Here is a 19,556-nt window from a genome sequence, read left to right as displayed (position 1 = left end):
AAGGGCCGCTCCTACAGGTGACGCGTCAGTCTTCGCTGATGGTAATGCTCGGCATCGCCGGCGCCGCCGCTTCCTGCAGCACGATCCGCGCCCCCACCTGCCGCGCCAGCTCCTGGTAGACCATGGCGATCTGGCTTTCCGGCTCGGCGATGGCGGTCGGCTTGCCGCTGTCGGCCTGTTCGCGGATCAGCATCGACAGCGGCAGCGAAGCCAGCAGGTCGACGCCGTACTGCACGGCCAGCTTCTCGCCACCACCTTCACCGAACAGGTGCTCGGCATGGCCGCAGTTGGAGCAGATATGCACGGCCATGTTCTCGACCACGCCCAACACCGGGATGTTGACTTTGCGGAACATCTCCACGCCTTTCTTCGCATCCAGCAACGCCAGGTCCTGGGGCGTGGTGACGATCACCGAGCCTGCTACCGGCACCTTCTGCGCCAGGGTCAGCTGGATGTCGCCGGTGCCCGGCGGCATGTCGATCACCAAGTAGTCGAGGTCGTCCCAGGCGGTCTGGGTCACCAGTTGCAGCAATGCCCCGGAAACCATCGGGCCACGCCAGACCATCGGCGTGTTGTCGTCGGTGAGAAACGCCATGGACATGACCTCGACGCCATGGGCCTTGATCGGCACGAACCACTTCTGATCGCGCACCTGCGGGCGGGTGCCCTCGGCGATGCCGAACATCACCCCCTGGCTCGGGCCATAGATGTCGGCATCAAGAATACCCACTCGGGCGCCCTCGCGGGCCAGGGCCAGGGCCAGGTTGGCGGCGGTGGTCGACTTGCCGACCCCGCCCTTGCCCGAGGCCACGGCGATGATGTTCTTCACGTTGGCCATGGCCGGCACCTGGGCCTGAGCCTTGTGGGTGGCAATCACGCAGTCGATGCTCACGCTCGCCGAGGCAACGCCATCGAGGTTGCCGATCGCGGTCTGCAGCACCTGCGCCCAGCCGCCCTTGAACAGGCCGGCGGCATACCCCAACTGCAACTGCACGCTGACCTGCCCGCCCTGGATGTCGATGGCGCGCACGCAACCGGCGCTGACCGGGTCCTGGTTCAGGTAGGGGTCGGTGTACTGGCGAAGCACGCCTTCGACGGCGGCACGGGTGACGGCACTCATGGAGGCTCCCATTGGCAAACTGGATACGGAACAGGCGCCTATGCTAACCCGTCAATCGTCAGCAGATGCGTCCTTGGGGTGAAATAAATTCGCCAGCCCTTTATAGTGGCCGATCACCCTCATTTTTACCCCGTAGCCAGATAAGTAGCCGAGCCACCATGTCCGAGCCACGTCAGATTCTCGTCACCAGCGCCCTGCCCTATGCCAATGGATCGATCCACCTTGGCCATATGCTGGAGTACATCCAGACGGACATGTGGGTGCGCTTCCAGAAGCTGCGCGGCAACCAGTGCATCTATGTCTGCGCCGACGACGCCCACGGTTCGGCCATCATGCTGCGCGCGGAAAAGGAAGGCATCACCCCGGAGCAGCTGATCGCCAACGTCCAGGCCGAGCACAGCGCCGACTTCGCCGACTTCCTGGTCGACTTCGACAACTACCACTCCACGCACAGCGAGGAGAACCGTGAGCTGTCGAGCCTGATCTACACCCGTCTGCGCGACGCCGGGCATATCGCCAACCGTTCGGTCACCCAGTATTTCGACCCCGAGAAGGGCATGTTCCTCGCCGACCGTTTCATCAAGGGCACCTGCCCCAAGTGCGCGGCCGAGGACCAGTACGGCGACAACTGCGAGAAATGCGGCGCCACCTACGCCCCCACCGAACTGAAGAACCCCAAGTCGGCGATCTCCGGCGCCACCCCGGTGCTGCGCGACTCGCAGCACTTCTTCTTCAAGCTGCCGGACTTCCAGGCCATGCTGCAGCAGTGGACCCGCAGCGGCACCCTGCAGGACGCGGTGGCCAACAAGCTCGCCGAATGGCTGGACTCGGGCCTGCAGGAATGGGACATCTCCCGTGACGCGCCGTACTTCGGATTCGAGATCCCGGGCGAACCGGGCAAGTACTTCTACGTTTGGCTGGACGCGCCGATCGGCTACATGGCCAGCTTCAAGAACCTCTGCGCCCGCCGCCCGGAGCTGGACTTCGACGCGTTCTGGAACGAAGGCTCCAAGGCCGAGCTGTACCACTTCATCGGCAAGGACATCGTCAACTTCCACGCGCTTTTCTGGCCGGCGATGCTCGAAGGCGCGGGCCTGCGCAAGCCGACCGCGGTCAACGTGCACGGCTACCTGACAGTCAACGGCGCAAAAATGTCGAAATCGCGCGGCACCTTCATCAAGGCGCGCACCTACCTCGACCACCTGCAGCCGGAATACCTGCGCTACTACTACGCCGCCAAGCTGGGTCGCGGCGTCGATGACCTCGACCTGAACCTCGAGGATTTCGTGCAGAAGGTCAATTCCGACCTGATCGGCAAGGTGGTCAACATCGCCAGCCGCTGCGCCGGCTTCATCCACAAGGGCAACGATGGCGTGATGGTTGCCGGCGATGCCGCGCCCGAACTGACCGAGGCCTTCCTCGCCGCCGCGCCGTCGATCGCCGAGGCCTACGAGGCCCGCGACTTCGGCCGCGCCATGCGCGAAATCATGGCCCTGGCCGACCGCGCCAACGCCTGGATCGCCGACAAGGCGCCCTGGTCGCTGGCCAAGCAGGAGGGCAAGCAGGACGAGGTGCAGGCCATCTGCGCCCAGGGCGTCAACCTGTTCCGCCAGCTGGTAATCTTCCTCAAGCCGGTGCTGCCGCTGCTGGCAGCGGATGCCGAGGCGTTCCTCAACGTCGCCCCGCTGACCTGGGACGACCACCTGTCGCGCCTGGAAAACCATCAGCTCAACCCGTTCAAGGCCCTGATGAGCCGCATCGAGCCGGCCAAGGTCGAGGCCATGGTCGCCGCCAGCAAGGAAGACCTGCTGGCTGCCGAAGCCAAGGCCGCCCCGACGGGCAATGGCGAGCTGGCCAAGGACCCGCTGTCGGCCGAGATCGAATTCGACACCTTCGCCGCGGTCGACCTGCGCGTGGCGCTGATCGTCAAAGCCGAAGCCGTGCCCGGTGCCGACAAGCTGCTGCAGCTGACCCTGGACATCGGCGACGAGCGTCGCAACGTGTTCTCGGGCATCAAATCGGCCTACCCGGAACCTTCCCTGCTGGAAGGCCGCCTGACCATGATGGTGGCCAACCTCAAGCCGCGCAAAATGCGTTTCGGCGTTTCCGAGGGCATGGTCATGGCCGCCGGCCCCGGTGGTGAAGAAATCTACCTGCTCAGCCCTGACAGCGGCGCCAAGCCAGGCCAGCGCATCAAGTAAGCCCTCCTGCCCCGGCCAAATGGCCGGGGCAGTTGCATCTGCCGCCCGCTGTCCGATAATGACGGCACCCTCCCGCTTTCGGCATCGCCATGAGTGACTACGTCCTGATCCTGGTCAGCGCCGCGCTGGTCAATCATCTGGTCCTGCAGGCCGAGCCGATCGAGCGTGCGCGCCTGCATGCATTGGGCCTGTGTTCGGCCCTGATGATCCTCGTTGCGCTGCCTGTCGGCGCCTGGCTGCACCGGCAATTTCTCGCACCCATGGAGTTGCAGAACCTGCAATTGTTCATTTTCCTGCCCTTGCTGACGGCACTGGCCTGGACACTGCCAAACCTGCTCCGACGCTTTCGGCCAAGCTGGCCCATGCACGGCCTGCAACCCTTGCTGAGCGCAAACGCCGTGGTGCTAGGCTTGCTGTTACAGCTTGCCAACGACGATGCGGACGGATGGAGGGTGCTGGTGTGGGCTGTCATCAGTGCACTGGGATTCTGGCTGGCCCTCATGCTGTATGCCGACCTTGACGCCCGCTGCCACCATGGGGAAATACCCGCAGCCCTGCGCGGCTTGCCTGTGAAGCTGATCGGCAGCGGCGTGATGGCCATGGCGCTTTCGGGATTCAACGGACTCTTCACCCAATGATCCTGACCCTACGCATCAATGTCTTGCCCCCGGCAATTGAAGCCACTGCTGCGCAACACCTCAAGGAAGCGCAAAACCATGACGACCACTGATCCGCGCCTGCGCAGCACCATGCAACTGGTACTGCTAGCCTGCGCCCCTGGTCTGCTGGTGCTGTTCTGGTTGCATGGCTGGGGCGTGCTGATCAATCTGCTGTTGAGCGGTTGCACGGCGCTGGTCACCGAAGCGCTGCTGCTGCGCTGGCGGAGAATGCCGGTCGCCTGCGCCGCTGGCGACGGCAGCGCGCTGGTCACCGCCACGCTGCTGGCGGCTGCCTTACCCAGCCAGGCGCCCTGGTGGCTGCCGGTGACGGCGGCTTGCGTCGCCATCGGCCTGGGGAAACAGGCTTTCGGTGGCGTCGGGCGCAACCTGTTCAACCCCGCCATGGTCGGCTATGGGTTCGTCCTGCTGAGTTTCCCACTGCAGATGAACCACTGGCCAGGTCAGGCACCTGGGCTCGTGGAAAGCCTGAGCCTGAGCTTCGGGGCCAGTGAAAGGATCGACGCCTGGGCCAGCCCCACGGTGCTTGATGTCTTGCGCCACAACCGTAGCCTGACCATCGACGAACTGTTCGCCAGTCACCCGGCGTTCGGCCATCTGGGTGGGCGTGGCACCGAGTGGGTCAACCTCGCCTTCCTGCTCGGCGGGGTGTTCCTGCTGCAGCGCAAGGTCTTCGGCTGGCAGGCCCCCGTCGGCCTGCTCGGCGCCTTGTTCCTGTCCAGCCTGCTGGGCTGGAATGGCTCCGGCTCCGACTCCCACGGCTCGCCACTGCTGCACCTGCTGTCCGGTTCGACCATGCTCGCCGCCTTCTTCATCGCCACCGAACCGGTGTCCGGCTGCAAGCAACCGCAGGCCCGCCTGCTGTTCGGTATAGGCACCGGCCTGCTGATCTACCTGATCCGCACTTGGGGCAGCTTCGCCGATGGCACGGCGTTCGCCGTCCTGCTGATGAACCTCGTCGCGCCCATCCTTGACCGCTGGGTGGAACGCCGCCAGCAGGCCTGCCCATGATCGCCCGCAAACGCAGTACCGCAGTGCTGCTACTGGTGGCAGGACTGGCGATTGCCGCGACACTGGCCTGGCAGCGCTTCACCGCCGGACCGATTGCCGTGGCCTCCCGCCAGTGGCAGGAACAGCAGTGGCTCAAGGTGCTGCCACCGGGCAGCTACGACAACCGGCCATTGCAAACGCCCGTGGCACTCACGGACACTAAACTGAGCCATAGCCATCTGCTGGCCGGCTACCGCGCCAACTTGGCGGGAGCCACCAGCGCTGTTCTGCTTCACAGCAGCGTCCAAGGCTATGGCGGTGCCATCGAGTTGGTGATCGCCATCAGCCCTGCGGGCCGTCTGGTGGGCGTGCGTGTACTCAAACAGCAGGAAAGCCCTGGTCTGGGCGATCAACTGGTCGATCCGGCGCGCCATTGGCTGGACCAGTTTCTCGGTCAGACACTGCGCGATACACCCGAACAGGCCTGGGCGCTCAAGCGTGACCAGGGTGCGTTCGACCAACTAGCCGGGGCGACAGTGACTTCGCGGGCAGTCATCGAGGCGATCCAGGATACGCTGCGCTACTTCGACCAACATCGCCCCGCGTTGCTCGGTGAGACACCCCCATGAAGCGTTGCTGGCCCGTGCCAATCAGCCTGGTGCCATTGCTCGGCGCGACCGGCACTGTCGTCCAGGCGTTGGCGATAAGCCTTTGCACAGTGTTGCTGGTAGGCCTGCACCAGGTATTGATGATCCCGCTGCGCAGGCACCTGGACCATGGCCCCCGCCTGTGGGCAAGTACTGTACTTGCCGCCGCCTTGGCGACCTGCCTGCACCTCGGCCTGCAAGCCTGGGCGATGCCCCTGGCCCAGCAACTTGCCCTCTACCCGCTGCTGTTGGCCCTGCCCTGCCTGGCCAGTGAGCAACTGCCAGCACAACCTGGCCGATATCGCCAGTTGGGGCTAGGACTGCTCGGTGTCCTCGCAACCGGCCTGGCCCTGGGCATCTGCCGCCAACTGCTGAGCGATGCTCTCGGCCTACACCTCGCCGCACTGGCTCCTGGCGCCTTGATACTGCTCGGCCTGCTGCTGGGCCTGTACAATCACTTGCGTCCATCGAACACCGCCTCACGCCGTCAAGGAACCCGCTGACCCCATGAATGCCGCCAAACGCCTGGAGATCTTTCGCAGGCTGCATGAAGACAATCCCGAGCCCAAGACCGAACTGGCCTATTCCACCCCCTTCGAACTGCTGATAGCGGTAATCCTCTCGGCCCAGTCGACGGATGTCGGCGTCAACAAGGCCACCGCTCGCCTGTTCCCGGTCGCAAACACCCCACAAGCGATCCACGCCTTGGGCATCGAAGGCCTGAGCGAGTACATCAAGACCATCGGCCTGTACAACAGCAAGGCCAAGAACGTCATCGAAACCTGCCGCCTGCTGATCGAACAGCACGCCGGCGAAGTCCCGCAGACCCGCGAAGCCCTCGAAGCCCTGCCAGGCGTTGGCCGCAAGACCGCCAATGTGGTGCTCAACACTGCCTTTCGCCAATTCACCATGGCCGTCGACACGCATATCTTCCGGGTCAGCAACCGCACGGGCATCGCGCCGGGTAAAACCGTGCTGGAGGTGGAGAAGAAGTTGCTCAAGTTCGTCCCCAGGGACTATCTGCTCGATGCCCATCACTGGTTGATCCTGCATGGCCGCTATGTCTGTCAGGCCCGAAAACCGCGCTGCGGCAGTTGCCGGATCGAAGACCTGTGCGAATACAAGCAGAAGACTTCTGACGATTGAGGCGATAGCTCATACTTGCTCGAGGCGATTGAAAAAATCTTTTTTACCCATTCTGCGATTCCCGTTATAAGGACGGCCAATGGCCCCTTGGCTTGGAGTGACGCATGAGCACCGATAAAGAAGACTTGGCAATCGACGACGATTTTCAGAGTGCGGACGACGATGTGGAGCCGCAGGCCGAACCGGCCAAGACCAACCTGAGCAAACGCCGCACCATTGACAACATGCTTGAGGAACGACGCCTGCAAAAGCAACTGGCCGACTTCGACTACGACCTGTAGTAAACGCAAAAGCCTCCCGAGCGGAGGCTTTTTCAATGAGGCTCAGGCCAGCCCGTGGCGCTGGGCGAGTTCGATCAGGTCCACCAGCGAGCGGGCATTGAGCTTGAGCAACAGTCGCGTCTTGTAGGTGCTGACTGTTTTGTTGCTGAGAAACATGCTGTCGGCGATCTCCTTGTTGCTCTTGCCCCGGGCAAGCTGCTGCAGCACCATCATCTCCCGCCCGGAAAGCCGCTCGACCATCTCCATCTCCGTGGCGCCACTCACACCCGATCTCCCCTTGTGCAGCGCCTGGTTGGGGAAGTAACTGTAACCGGACAGCACGGCCTTGATCGCGCTGAGCAGTTCGGTCAGTTCCTGTTGCTTGCACACATAACCCGCCGCCCCTGCCTGCATGCAGCGCATCGAGAAATGCCCTGGCGCCTGAGACGTCAACACCAACACCTTGGTCCCCGGACTTGCCAGGGTCATTCGGGCAATCACTTCAAGCCCATCCAGTTTGGGGATCCCGATATCCAGAATGACAATGTCCGGCAGATATTCCCGCGTCAGTTGCAAGGCATCCACACCATTGTCGCTCTCCGCCACCACCTCGTAGCCATGCCGCTCCATCAGCATGCGTACGGCCAGGCGAATGACCGGGTGATCATCCACGATCAGCACTTTATTCATGCGATTCCCATTGATACGTTGTTTTTAGTTCGATAGACCACCACACCCGAGCATAACGATTATTTATGCAGCGGTTTCCCTGGCAGATTCACCGAAAGAAGTGGACTACTGTTATTAGAGATTCTTCCTACAAACAGCTAATTAACAAAATGTAATACATGCATGTCCATCGCAACGAGTCAGAAAGTAACAGTCGCCAAAATTGGATCCAAGTGTCGCCGGGTGACACATTTCGCGGGAAAATTCGACTATACAGGTTGGATAAAGGCCTGCCCTACGAACCACGCCATTACTGGGTAGGGAAACAAGCCACGCTTAACAGGCTGGGGAAAACGGGCTACAGATGAGCAAAGCATGGCCAGGCACTCATCATGAACCGCGACCCCATCAGCCCGTTGACTCTTATCGCTGTCTTTGCCGGTGTGATTGAGGGATCCGCCTTGGCCTCACTACCATTCCTCAGTGACGACAGCCAGACTGTCTACACTTGGTTCCTGGTAGGTTTTCCGTTCTTCCTCACCGTGCTGTTCTTTCTCACACTCAACTTCAATAGCGGTTCACTCTTTGCCCCGGACAGGCGTGCCTGTACTTCGGATAAAACAATGCCCCCCTCTGCGGCAAGGGACAAAGGGGCAATGATCATCGCCATCTCCGGTACCGACAGCCGGAAGATTATCGAAAACCATGTGCTGCGGATGGTCGAGCGTCCACACGGACGACAGCGGCGCTGGATCCTGTACAACCTCGATACGCGAACCTGCATCCACCTGTCGGTATCGCCGATGCAGGAAGGCGAGGTCGCGCCGCCCGCTGAATCCCGGGCATGAAAAAACCCGGCCAAGGCCGGGTTTTTTCTGATACACCATAGGCTTACAGCAGCGAACGACCCTTGTTGGCCGCGATGCGCATGCGCAGTGCATTGAGCTTGATGAAGCCCGCGGCGTCGGCCTGATTGTAGGCGCCGCCGTCTTCCTCGAAGGTCGCGATATTGGCATCGAACAGCGAATCGTCCGACTTGCGGCCGACGACCGTGACGTTGCCCTTGTACAGCTTCAGGCGTACGACGCCGTTCACGTTGACCTGGGAGGCGTCGATCATCTGCTGCAGCATCAGACGCTCCGGGCTCCACCAGTAGCCGGTGTAGATCAGGCTGGCGTACTTGGGCATCAGCTCATCCTTCAGGTGAGCGACTTCGCGGTCCAGCGTGATCGACTCGATGGCGCGGTGGGCCTTGAGCATGATGGTGCCGCCCGGGGTCTCGTAGCAGCCGCGCGACTTCATGCCGACGTAGCGGTTCTCGACGATGTCCAGGCGACCGATGCCGTTGGCGCCGCCGATGCGGTTGAGGTCGGCCAGCACGGTGGCCGGGGTCTTCTCGACGCCGTCGATGGCAACGATGTCACCGTTGCGGTAGGTCAGCTCGAGGTAGGTGGCCTGGTCAGGGGCATTCTCCGGCGAGACGCTCCAGCGCCACATGTCTTCCTCATGCTCGGTCCAGGTATCTTCCAGGACACCGCCTTCGTAGGAGATGTGCAACAGGTTGGCGTCCATCGAGTACGGCGATTTCTTCTTGCCGTGGCGCTCGATCGGGATGCCGTGCTTCTCGGCATAGTCCATCAGCTTCTCGCGGGACAGCAGGTCCCACTCGCGCCACGGGGCAATGACCTTGACGCCTGGCTTGAGCGCATAGGCACCCAGCTCGAAGCGCACCTGGTCGTTACCCTTGCCGGTGGCACCGTGGGAAATGGCGTCGGCGCCGGTTTCGTTGGCGATCTCGATCAGGCGCTTGGCGATCAGCGGACGGGCGATGGAGGTACCCAGCAGGTACTCGCCTTCGTAGACGGTGTTGGCGCGGAACATCGGGAAGACGAAGTCACGCACGAACTCTTCGCGCAGATCGTCGATGTAGATTTCTTTCACGCCCATCGCCTGGGCCTTGGCGCGGGCCGGCTCGACCTCCTCGCCCTGGCCGAGGTCAGCGGTGAAGGTCACCACTTCACAGTTGTAGGTGTCCTGCAGCCACTTGAGAATCACCGAAGTATCAAGGCCGCCGGAATACGCCAATACGACCTTTTTTACGTCCGCCATGCCATCACTCCACGGGGTTGTACGGAAAGCCGTTGATTCTACCGGCCTTGCCGAAATATTTACAATGGGGCGACAGCTTGTGACGACAAAGCGACAGGAATTGTCGAGAGCGCGACCCGTGGTCGCTCTCAGGATTTCGCCGAAGCGGACGGCGTGGCAGCAGCCGCAGGCGTTGGCGCAGGTGTGGTAGCCGTGGGTGTCGGGGTCGACGGCGGCACCGGCGCTGCCGGTTTCTCCAACGGCTTCTCGACCGGCGTCACGCGCTCGAGCTGGATGTTCACCCGGCGGTTGCGCGCGCGGTTGGCGGCACTGTTGTTCTTGGCCAGCGGGTAGCGCTCACCATGGAAACGCACGGTGATCTGTTCTTCCGGCACACCATGGGCCTTGAGGTACTCGGCCACCGCCAGCGCCCGTCGACGCGAGGTGTCGCGGTTGGTCAGACGATTGCCGCTGTTGTCGGAGTGACCATTGAGTTCGATGTGATTGACCGTCGGATCGGCCTTCAGGTAGTCCAGCAGCACATCCAAGCGCGCGCGCGCCGAGCTGTCCAGCTCGATCCCGCCCCCCGGGAAGCCGACCTGGGTCTGGCGGATCTGGTCGTAGTTCATCGGCAGCAGCTTGGCGGCGCACAACTGGTAGTCGCTGTAGGCCTTGGCGAAACTGACCGGCATCACATGCACTTCCATCGGCCGGCCACCTTCGCCGCGGTAGTTGCGCACCACGGTGCTGCGTCCATCGAGCAGGCCGTTGATCAAACGGCTGGCCTGGCCCTGACTGGAGGTGAACAACACCCCGGTACGGGCCATATGCACCGCACCAAGGTTGATGTCGCCGCGCCCGGGCTGCCAGGGCGCGGCGGCGGCCAGCAAGGTGGCGGAGCCGGCGCCCAGGATATTGCTGTCCGAACGCAGCTGGAAGGTTGGCTGCTCGCCGGCGCGGCGCACGAACTCGCCGCTGCCGAAACCGTCGATCGGCTGGATCAGGCGACATTCGAACTGGTCACCCTCAACTTTCCAGGCAACGTTCTCCACGCGGGTCTGGAAGGTCATTGCCCCGGCCGGCAAGCTGGCAACGAGGGTGAACAGGGCTAGGTAACGCTGGCGCACGGTCGGCTCCACAGATTCTGGCGGCTTACCTGAACGCTATCGGTCGCCCGTCGGAAAACTTGATAGCCGTGCTCGAACAGGGGTTTTCCGGTAGCATTGGCTTCTGAGTTCGACCCGCCTGGAATCTCCAATGTCCGATCGCCTGACCCTCCTGCGCCCCGACGACTGGCACATCCATCTGCGCGATGGTGCCGTTCTGCCACACACCGTCGGTGACGTGGCGCGCACCTTCGCCCGCGCCATCATCATGCCCAACCTGGTTCCGCCAGTGCGCAACGCCGTCGAGGCCGCTGCCTACCGCGAGCGCATCCTTGCCGCACGACCCGCCGGCAGCCGCTTCGAGCCGCTGATGGTGCTTTATCTCACCGACCGTACCAGCGCTGACGATGTGCGTGCCGCCAAGGCCAGCGGGATCGTGTACGCTGCCAAGCTTTACCCGGCCGGCGCCACCACCAACTCCGATTCGGGCGTGACCAGCATCGACAATATCTTCCCGGCGATCGAGGCCCTGGCCGAAACCGGCATGCCCCTGCTGGTGCACGGAGAAGTCACACGCAGCGAGATCGACGTGTTCGACCGCGAGAAGCGCTTCATCGACGAGCACATGCGCCGCCTGGTCGAACGCTTCCCGACCCTGAAGGTAGTGTTCGAGCACATCACCACCAGCGACGCCGCGCAGTTCGTCACCGAGGCGCCAGCCAACGTTGGTGCGACCATCACTGCCCAGCACCTGCTGTACAACCGCAATCACATGCTGGTCGGCGGTATCCGCCCACACTACTACTGCTTGCCGATCCTCAAGCGCAACACCCACCAGGTGGCGCTGCTGGATGCCGCCACCAGCGGCAATCCGAAGTTCTTCCTCGGCACCGACTCGGCGCCCCACGCCAAGCATGCCAAGGAAGCCGCCTGCGGCTGTGCTGGCTGCTACACCGCTTACGCCGCCATCGAGATGTATGCCGAGGCGTTCGAACAGCGCAACGCGCTGGACAAGCTCGAGGGCTTCGCCAGCAAGCACGGCCCGGACTTCTACGGCCTTGCTCGCAACACCGACACCATCACCTTGGTCCGTGAGGAATGGACCGCGCCGGACAGCCTGCCGTTCGGCGACAACACCGTGATCCCCCTGCGCGCCGGTGAGAAATTGCGCTGGCGCCTGCTGGAGGACAACGCGTGAGCGAAGACCTGTACGAAGACGACCAGGACAGCCAAGTCAGCAGCGGCTCGCGCCACCCCATGGCCGAGCGTTTTCGTGGCTACTTGCCAGTGGTGGTGGATGTCGAGACCGGCGGTTTCAACAGCGCCACCGACGCGCTGCTGGAGATCGCCGCCGTCACCATTGGCATGGACGAGAAGGGCTTCCTGTTCCCCGAACACACCTACTTCCACCGGGTCGAACCGTTCGAAGGGGCCAACATCGAGGCGGCCGCGCTGGAATTCACCGGCATCAAGCTGGACCACCCGCTGCGCATGGCAGTGAGCGAGGAAAGCGCACTGACCGATATCTTCCGCGGCGTGCGCAAGGCGCTGAAGGCCAATGGCTGCAAGCGGGCAATCCTGGTCGGGCACAACAGCAGCTTCGACCTGGGCTTCCTCAATGCCGCGGTGGCGCGCAACGACATCAAGCGCAACCCGTTCCACCCGTTCTCCAGCTTCGATACCGCCACCCTCGCCGGCCTCGCCTACGGCCAGACCGTGCTGGCCCGTGCCTGCCAGAGCGCGGACATCGACTTTGACGGACGCGAAGCGCATTCGGCGCGCTACGACACCGAGAAGACCGCCGAGCTGTTCTGCGGCATCGTCAATCGTTGGAAAGAAATGGGCGGCTGGCGCGACTTCAACGATTGAAGCCCGCCTAGCGCGACATGCTCGCGGGGCATAAAAAAACCGGCCACCAGGGCCGGTTTTTTATACGCGTGGCAATTACAGCTTGCCAGCGTTCTCGCTCAGATAGGCAGCAACGCCTTCCGGCGAAGCGTTCATGCCCTTGTCGCCTTTCTTCCAGTTGGCCGGGCAGACTTCGCCGTGCTCTTCGTGGAATTGCAGGGCGTCTACCAGGCGCAGCAGCTCGTCCATGTTGCGGCCCAGCGGCAGGTCATTGACGATCTGCGAGCGGACAACACCGTTGGTGTCGATCAGGAAGGCGCCACGGAAGGCCACGCCGCCTTCGGACTCGACGTCGTAGGCCTTGCAGATTTCGTGGGTCATGTCGGCTGCCAGGGTGTACTTGACTTGACCGATACCGCCGTTGTTGACCGGCGTGTTGCGCCAGGCGTTGTGGGTGAAGTGCGAGTCGATCGACACACCGATCACTTCCACGTTGCGCGCCTGGAAGTCAGGGATACGGTTGTCCAGGGCGATCAGCTCGGATGGGCAGACGAACGTGAAGTCCAGCGGGTAGAAGAATACCAGGCCGTACTTGCCCTTGATGGCCGAGGCCAGGTTGAAGCTGTCTACGATCTCGCCGTTGCCCAGCACGGCTGGAACGGTGAAGTCCGGGGCTTTTTTGCCAACGAGTACGCTCATTCGATCTCTCCTGATGAGGGGTGAAAAACCTTGCCCGGGCGGAACACGTCCCCCGGATCCAGCAAAGGCCGACCATCATACACAGCTTTACGTGACAGGCCGAATCTCGACCGCCGGTCGCTCTGGAACGCACCTCACACAAAGTGCTTTGACAAGCATTCTCATTACCATTACTCTCCAACGCATCGACTCAACCCGCGACGGTCAGCCTTTATGTATGTGTGTCTCTGTGTCGGTGTCACCGATGGACAGATCCGCGATGCGATCTACGAAGGATGCTGCAGCTACAAAGAAGTGCGAGCCGCCACCAATGTGGCCAGCCAGTGCGGCAAATGCGCCTGCCTCGCCAAGCAGGTGGTACGCGAAACCCTCACCGAGCTGCAACTAAGCCAGCAGGCTAGCCTGCCCTACCCCGTTGAGTTCAATGCGGCATAATTCCCGAATTCGAAGAACCGGACCCAGCGTCCGGTTTTTTTATGCCTGCAATTCAATAAGTTAGCGCTCGAACGCGGTTCACAAACATTCTTATTCCGATTAATTTTCACTTATTATTCAATAACTTAGGTTTGACATAGGAATAGCTCAGGCTCAAACTTCCCTGTATTGGCTCAACTTCTACAGGGCAGGACCCCATCATGAAAGGCGACGTAAGCGTCATCCAGCATCTCAACAAGATCCTCGGAAACGAGCTGGTCGCAATCAACCAGTACTTCCTGCACGCGCGCATGTACGAAGATTGGGGCCTGAACAGAATCGGCAAGCTCGAGTACAAAGAATCCATCCAGGCGATGAAGGACGCTGACAAGCTGATCAAGCGCATCCTTTTCCTCGAAGGCATCCCCAACGTGCAGGACCTGGGCAAGCTGATGATCGGCGAGCACACCAAGGAGATGCTCGACTGCGACCTGAAACTTGAGAAAAAGGCCCATGCCGACCTCAAGGCCGCCATTGCCCACTGCGAAACGGCTGGCGACTTCGGCTCGCGCGATGTGCTCGAAGACATCCTCGAAGACCAGGAAGAGCACATCGACTGGCTGGAGACCCAGCTGGGCCTGATCGACAAGATCACTATCGAGAACTACCTGCAGTCGCAGATGGGCGAAGAGTAAGTTTCGCCAGCTACAAAAAAGCCCCGCCTAGGCGGGGCTTTTTGCTACTTGCGGCAAACGCCGGATCAGGCTTCGGAAGCCTTGGCCTTGGCGGCCGCTTCCTTGATCAGGGTCTGCAGCTCACCCTTCTCGAACATTTCCAGCATGATGTCGCTGCCACCGACCAGCTCACCGGCCACCCACAGTTGCGGGAAAGTCGGCCAGTTGGCGTACTTGGGCAGGTTGGCGCGGATTTCCGGGTTCTGCAGGATGTCGACATAGGCGAACTTCTCACCACAACCCATCACTGCCTGCGAAGCCTTGGCCGAGAAGCCACACTGCGGCGCATTCGGCGAACCTTTCATGTAAAGCAGAATGGTGTTGTTGGCAATCTGCTCTTTGATTGTATCGATGATATCCATGAAGCACCTCGGCTGAACTTTCCGACAGGGTCGTCGGCACGGTGACGCATTGTATCGGAAAGCCGAGCAGCGTGCTCGGCCTTACCGTACTTCATGCGGCCTCGACCTGTACCGGCACGCCATTGAGGGCGGCATTGCCGGAAACGCCATCGCGCAAGTGTTCGTCGGTCAGGTCATTGGCACTCGCCCCCGGCTGTGCAGCAGCCACCTGCAAGCGCGCGCCCTGGCGCCCATGGCCGTAGCCATGGGGCAGGCTGACCACGCCTGGCATCATTTGCTCACTGGCCTGCACCGTCACCTCGATTACCCCGGTACGCGAGCGCACCCGCACCGTCTGGCCGTCCTGCAAGTGCCGCCGGCGCAGGTCGTCCGGATGCATCAGCAACTGATGGCGCGGCTTGCCTTTGACCAACCGATGGTAGTTGTGCATCCACGAATTGTTGCTGCGCACGTGCCGACGGCCGATCAGCAGCAACTGGTCATCCGCAGGCGCGGCCATATGAGCGAGGCGCCGCAGGTCCTCGAGCAGTACGCCCGGGGCCGCCTCGACCTTGCCGCTGGTCGTGCGCAGGCGCGTCGTAAGGTTGGCGCGCAGCGGCCCGAGGTCAAGGCCATGGGGATGCGCGTCTAACACGCCTAGCGAGAGTTTCCAGGGCGTCTGCTCGCCATAAGGCCCCTTGCGCAGGGCGAAGTCGATCATCTGTGCCGGCGCCAGGGTGGCCTTGAGCTCGACCTGCGCGCGCTCGGCAAAAGCCTTGGCCAGCCCCACGAAGATCTCCCAGTCGTGCAATGCGCCCTCGGGCTTGGGCAGGATTGCCCGGTTGAAGCGGGTAACGTTGCGCACCGCCAGCAGGTTGAAGGTGGAATCGTAATGATCGTTCTCCAACGCCGAGGTCGACGGCAGGATCAGGTCGGCATGGCGCGTGGTCTCGTTGATGTACAAGTCAATACTGAGCATGAAGTCGAGGCCGGCCAGGGCGTCGTCCAGGCGTCGCCCGTTGGGCGTGGACAACACTGGGTTACCCGCCACGGTCACCAGTGCCCGCACCTGCCCCTCCCCGGGTTCGAGGATCTCTTCGGCCAGGGCCGACACCGGCAACTCGCCGCCGTACTCGGGCAAGCCCGAGACCCGGCTGCGCCATTGGTCGAAATGCCCGCCGCAAGTGCTGGCGACCAGGTCGACCGCAGGTGTCGTGCACAGGGCACCGCCCTCGCGATCAAGATTGCCGGTGACCAGGTTGATCAACTGCACCAACCAGTGGCACAGCGAACCGAAGACCTGGGTCGATACACCCATTCGGCCATAACACACCGCTTTGTCGGCAGCGGCGAAATCTCGCGCCAACTGGCGGATCGCCTCCGCCGGAATACCACACAGCGCGCTCATGGCGGTCGCATCGAACGGCAGGATGGCTTCGCGCACCTGTTCCAGCCCAGTGACCGGCAGATGCGAGCCCCGGGCCAGGTTCTCGCTGAACAGCGTATGCAGCAGGCCACACAACAGCGCCGCGTCGCCACCGGGGCGAATGAACAGGTGCTGGTCAGCCAGCGCCGCTGTCTCGCTGCGCCGCGGATCCACCACCACCAATTGTCCGCCTCGGGCCTTGAGCGCCTTGAGACGCTTTTCCACATCCGGCACGGTCATGATGCTGCCATTGGAAGCCAGGGGATTGCCGCCCAGGATCAGCATGAACTGGGTCTGATCGATGTCCGGAATGGGCAACAGCAGGCCATGGCCATACATCAGGTGGCTGGTCAGGTGCTGCGGCAACTGGTCCACTGAGGTCGCAGAGAAGCGATTGCGGGTCTTGAGCAGGCCGAGGAAGTAGTTGCTGTGGGTCATCAGCCCATAGTTGTGCACGCTGGGGTTGCCCTGGTAAACGGCCACCGCGTTGCGCCCGTGGGCCTGCTGGATCGCCCACAACCGCTCGGCGGCCAGGGCGAAGGCTTCGTTCCAGTCGATCGGCAACCACTGGTCACCGATGCGCCGGTGAGGCTGGCGCAGACGGTCGGGGTCCTCCTGGATGTCCTGCAGGGCGACCGCCTTGGGGCAGACATGGCCGCGGCTGAACGGATCCTGCTGATCGCCCTTGATCGAGCTGATCCGCGCCGGACCATCTGTTTCATGGGTGACTTCGATATTCAGGCCACAGATGGCCTCGCACAGGTGACAGGCTCGGTGATGCAGGGTCTTGGTCATGGCCGCCTCTGCCTTGTTATTTTAAAGACTCGACTATGCGCCCGCCGATCGAGGCTCGCTAGAAAGGTTCGCGACGTGAATCGGACGATATCAGGGGGACGATTCGCGACAACGGGTTTGCCAAAAGCGCTCCGAGCCGTGTACAACCGCTGTAGCAAATAAAAAACAGCTAGCCGGCAAGGGCTTACGACACCCATTGACACAGAGGCGCTGTTTCCCCTCTTGGTTTCAGGCGACATTTAATTATAGTATTGCGCCTTTCCCTATTCCGTCCGCCCTGTGCGGCTTACGCCGCAGGTCACCCCCGTTGTCAACAAAACCCATACGGTCGACCTGCAAAACGTTGCAGATAAGGTAGTCAATCATGAGCGCTAGGCACTTTCTCTCCCTGCTGGATTTCACCGCTGACGAATTGCTCGGCGTGATCCGTCGCGGCATTGAGCTGAAGGACCTGCGCAAACGAGGCGTGCTGTTCGAGCCGCTGAAAAACCGCGTGCTGGGCATGATCTTCGAGAAGTCCTCGACCCGCACCCGGGTGTCTTTCGAGGCCGGCATGATCCAGCTCGGCGGCCAGGCCATCTTCCTGTCGCCGCGCGACACCCAGCTGGGCCGCGGCGAGCCGATCGCCGACAGCGCCATCGTGCTGTCGAGCATGGTCGACGCGGTGATGATCCGCACCCACGCCCACAGCACCCTCACCGAGTTCGCCGCCAACGCGAAGGTGCCGGTCATCAACGGCCTGTCCGACGAGTCGCACCCCTGCCAACTGCTGGCCGACATGCAGACTTTCTTCGAGCACCGTGGCGCGATCCAGGGCAAGACCGTGGCCTGGGTCGGCGACGGCTTCAACATGTGCAACTCCTATATCGAAGCTGCCGTGCAGTTCGATTTCCAACTGCGCATCACCTGCCCTGAAGGCTACGAGCCTGATCAACGCTTCCTGGCGCTGGGCGGTGACCGCGTGCAGATCATCCGTGATCCGAAAGAAGCCGTGCGCGGCGCTCACCTGGTGACCACGGATGTCTGGACTTCCATGGGCCAGGAAGAGGAAACTGCACGGCGCCTGGCGCATTTCGCGCCTTACCAGGTCACCCGCGAACTGCTCGACCTGGCGGCACCCGATGCCCTGTTCATGCATTGCCTGCCCGCCCACCGTGGCGAGGAAATCAGCCAGGACCTGCTCGACGACCCTCGTTCGGTCGCCTGGGACGAAGCTGAAAACCGCCTGCATGCGCAGAAGGCCCTTCTGGAATTCCTTGTAGAACCGGCTTACCACCACGCATGAGTCAACAGCTACTGCTCAACCTGCGCAACCTCGCCTGCGGCTATGGCGAGCAACGCATCGTCCAGAACCTCAACCTGCACCTGAACGCAGGCGACATCGGTTGCCTGCTGGGGTCCTCCGGCTGCGGCAAGACCACCACGCTGCGCGCCATCGCCGGCTTCGAGCCGGTGCACGATGGCGAAATCCAGCTAGCCGGCGAAGTCATTTCCCGCGCCGGGTTCACCCTGGCCCCGGAAAAGCGCCGGATTGGCATGGTGTTCCAGGACTACGCCCTGTTCCCACACCTTACCGTGGCGCAGAACATCGCCTTCGGCATCGGCAAGCATCCGCGCCAGGCGGCGGTGGTCGACGAGATGCTCGAACTGGTCAAGCTCGGCGGCCTGGGCGGGCGCTACCCGCACGAACTGTCCGGTGGCCAGCAGCAGCGCGTGGCCCTGGCCCGGGCGCTGGCGCCGGAGCCACAGCTGCTGCTGCTCGACGAGCCGTTCTCCAACCTCGACGTGGAGCTGCGTCGGCGCCTGAGCCATGAGGTGCGCGACATTCTCAAGAGCCGTGGCACCAGCGCCATCCTGGTCACCCACGACCAGGAGGAAGCCTTTGCCGTCAGCGACCATGTAGGCGTGTTCAAAGAAGGTCGTCTGGAACAGTGGGACACCCCCTACAACCTCTACCACGAGCCGCAGACCCCGTTCGTCGCCAGCTTCATCGGCCAGGGTTACTTCATTCGCGGCCAGATGAGCAGCCACGAGTCGGTCACCACCGAACTCGGCGAGCTGCGCGGCAACCGCGCCTACACCATGGCTCCCGGCAGCTCGGTGGACGTGCTGCTGCGCCCGGATGATATCGTCCATGCTCCCGACAGCCCGTTGCGGGCGCGGATCATCGGCAAGAGCTTCCTCGGCGCCTCGACGCTGTATCGCCTGCAACTGCCCACCGGCAGCCAGCTCGAGTCGATTTTCCCCAGCCACAATGACCATCAGGTCGGCCAGGATGTCGGCATTGCGGTTGCTGCGGACCACCTGGTGCTGTTCGCGGTGCCCGGTAGCGTCGCTGCGCAGCTCTCCAGCCATGAGCAAGGCGTGCGACGCGTCAGCTGCGCACATTGATGCG

General features: G+C 62.4%; 21 protein-coding genes. 14 read left to right on the top strand and 7 right to left on the bottom strand.

From position 1 onward, the window contains the following. Positions 1–25: 25 nt before the first annotated feature. Positions 26–1,120: an iron-sulfur cluster carrier protein ApbC gene (gene apbC / locus CC207_RS20790; protein WP_028690066.1), complete on the bottom strand. Its 1,095-nt coding sequence runs from the start codon at positions 1,118–1,120 to the stop codon at positions 26–28. 158 nt (positions 1,121–1,278) lie between these two features. Here apbC and metG point away from each other — a divergent pair, with 158 nt between their 5' ends. The 7 genes from metG (at position 1,279) to CC207_RS27190 (ending at position 7,062) form a co-directional block, all read left to right on the top strand. Continuing rightward, a complete protein-coding gene (gene metG / locus CC207_RS20785; protein WP_088852680.1) occupies positions 1,279–3,321 on the top strand; it encodes a methionine--tRNA ligase in 2,043 nt (680 codons plus the stop codon). An 89-nt stretch (positions 3,322–3,410) separates the two neighbouring features. Next, positions 3,411–3,959, top strand: a complete 549-nt coding sequence (locus CC207_RS20780) for an Rnf-Nqr domain containing protein (protein ID WP_069016050.1) — start codon at positions 3,411–3,413, stop codon at positions 3,957–3,959. 78 nt (positions 3,960–4,037) lie between these two features. Continuing rightward, on the top strand, positions 4,038–5,009 hold the full coding sequence (locus CC207_RS20775) for an RnfABCDGE type electron transport complex subunit D (RefSeq protein ID WP_088852679.1): 972 nt from the start codon (positions 4,038–4,040) through the stop codon (positions 5,007–5,009). Beyond that, a complete protein-coding gene (locus tag CC207_RS20770) occupies positions 5,006–5,617 on the top strand; it encodes an RnfABCDGE type electron transport complex subunit G (RefSeq protein WP_028690070.1) in 612 nt (203 codons plus the stop codon). The genes CC207_RS20775 and CC207_RS20770 overlap by 4 nt, the downstream gene beginning before the upstream one ends. After that, the gene (locus tag CC207_RS20765) at positions 5,614–6,138 is read left to right on the top strand and encodes an Rnf-Nqr domain containing protein (RefSeq protein ID WP_028690071.1); all 525 of its coding nucleotides are present in this window, start codon (positions 5,614–5,616) and stop codon (positions 6,136–6,138) included. Before CC207_RS20770 ends, CC207_RS20765 begins: the two co-directional genes overlap by 4 nt. Positions 6,139–6,142: 4 nt before the next feature. After that, positions 6,143–6,781 carry an endonuclease III gene (gene nth, locus CC207_RS20760; protein ID WP_062363547.1) on the top strand — a complete coding sequence of 213 codons (639 nt, stop codon included), beginning with the start codon at positions 6,143–6,145 and terminating at the stop codon, positions 6,779–6,781. Positions 6,782–6,885: 104 nt separating this feature from the next. After that, positions 6,886–7,062 (top strand): PA3496 family putative envelope integrity protein, encoded by a 177-nt coding sequence (locus CC207_RS27190; protein WP_028690073.1) that lies wholly within the window; start codon positions 6,886–6,888, stop codon positions 7,060–7,062. Between the two features lie 42 nt (positions 7,063–7,104). Here the strand turns inward: CC207_RS27190 and CC207_RS20750 are convergent, their stop codons facing one another. Further along, on the bottom strand, positions 7,105–7,731 hold the full coding sequence (locus CC207_RS20750; protein ID WP_028690074.1) for a response regulator transcription factor: 627 nt from the start codon (positions 7,729–7,731) through the stop codon (positions 7,105–7,107). A gap of 371 nt (positions 7,732–8,102) precedes the next feature. Here CC207_RS20750 and CC207_RS20745 point away from each other — a divergent pair, with 371 nt between their 5' ends. Continuing rightward, positions 8,103–8,558: a hypothetical protein gene (locus tag CC207_RS20745; protein ID WP_028690075.1), complete on the top strand. Its 456-nt coding sequence runs from the start codon at positions 8,103–8,105 to the stop codon at positions 8,556–8,558. Positions 8,559–8,601: 43 nt separating this feature from the next. On the opposite strand, the gene CC207_RS20740 is transcribed toward CC207_RS20745, so the two are convergent. Further along, positions 8,602–9,819, bottom strand: a complete 1,218-nt coding sequence (locus CC207_RS20740) for an argininosuccinate synthase (protein ID WP_028690076.1) — start codon at positions 9,817–9,819, stop codon at positions 8,602–8,604. A 128-nt stretch (positions 9,820–9,947) separates the two neighbouring features. Continuing rightward, positions 9,948–10,925 (bottom strand): OmpA family protein, encoded by a 978-nt coding sequence (locus CC207_RS20735; RefSeq protein ID WP_088852678.1) that lies wholly within the window; start codon positions 10,923–10,925, stop codon positions 9,948–9,950. A 130-nt stretch (positions 10,926–11,055) separates the two neighbouring features. Between CC207_RS20735 and pyrC the strand changes: the two genes are divergently transcribed. Beyond that, on the top strand, positions 11,056–12,102 hold the full coding sequence (pyrC, locus tag CC207_RS20730) for a dihydroorotase (protein ID WP_088852677.1): 1,047 nt from the start codon (positions 11,056–11,058) through the stop codon (positions 12,100–12,102). 59 nt (positions 12,103–12,161) lie between these two features. Then, positions 12,162–12,773 (top strand): ribonuclease T, encoded by a 612-nt coding sequence (gene rnt / locus CC207_RS20725; protein ID WP_225933324.1) that lies wholly within the window; start codon positions 12,162–12,164, stop codon positions 12,771–12,773. A gap of 75 nt (positions 12,774–12,848) precedes the next feature. Here the strand turns inward: rnt and CC207_RS20720 are convergent, their stop codons facing one another. Continuing rightward, positions 12,849–13,451 (bottom strand): peroxiredoxin, encoded by a 603-nt coding sequence (locus CC207_RS20720; RefSeq protein ID WP_003254945.1) that lies wholly within the window; start codon positions 13,449–13,451, stop codon positions 12,849–12,851. Positions 13,452–13,664: 213 nt separating this feature from the next. On the opposite strand from CC207_RS20720, the gene CC207_RS20715 reads away from it, so the two are divergent. Both CC207_RS20715 and bfr read left to right on the top strand, forming a co-directional pair. Continuing rightward, a complete protein-coding gene (locus tag CC207_RS20715) occupies positions 13,665–13,886 on the top strand; it encodes a bacterioferritin-associated ferredoxin (RefSeq protein WP_028690080.1) in 222 nt (73 codons plus the stop codon). A 200-nt stretch (positions 13,887–14,086) separates the two neighbouring features. After that, positions 14,087–14,560 (top strand): bacterioferritin, encoded by a 474-nt coding sequence (gene bfr / locus CC207_RS20710; protein WP_028690081.1) that lies wholly within the window; start codon positions 14,087–14,089, stop codon positions 14,558–14,560. Positions 14,561–14,625: 65 nt separating this feature from the next. Here bfr and grxD read toward each other — a convergent pair whose 3' ends face one another. Beyond that, on the bottom strand, positions 14,626–14,961 hold the full coding sequence (grxD, locus tag CC207_RS20705) for a Grx4 family monothiol glutaredoxin (RefSeq protein WP_016713741.1): 336 nt from the start codon (positions 14,959–14,961) through the stop codon (positions 14,626–14,628). Positions 14,962–15,052: 91 nt separating this feature from the next. Further along, a complete protein-coding gene (locus tag CC207_RS20700; RefSeq protein ID WP_088852676.1) occupies positions 15,053–17,161 on the bottom strand; it encodes a molybdopterin oxidoreductase family protein in 2,109 nt (702 codons plus the stop codon). A 364-nt stretch (positions 17,162–17,525) separates the two neighbouring features. Here CC207_RS20700 and argF point away from each other — a divergent pair, with 364 nt between their 5' ends. Further along, positions 17,526–18,446, top strand: a complete 921-nt coding sequence (argF, locus tag CC207_RS20695) for an ornithine carbamoyltransferase (protein WP_028690083.1) — start codon at positions 17,526–17,528, stop codon at positions 18,444–18,446. Next, on the top strand, positions 18,443–19,552 hold the full coding sequence (locus tag CC207_RS20690; protein WP_028690084.1) for an ABC transporter ATP-binding protein: 1,110 nt from the start codon (positions 18,443–18,445) through the stop codon (positions 19,550–19,552). Before argF ends, CC207_RS20690 begins: the two co-directional genes overlap by 4 nt. Positions 19,553–19,556 lie beyond the last annotated feature (4 nt).

Origin of the sequence: Pseudomonas sp. DrBHI1, from assembly GCF_002205115.1 — a bacterium.
GTDB lineage: Bacteria > Pseudomonadota > Gammaproteobacteria > Pseudomonadales > Pseudomonadaceae > Aquipseudomonas > Aquipseudomonas mosselii.
This window is presented reverse-complemented; position numbering and strand designations above follow the sequence as displayed.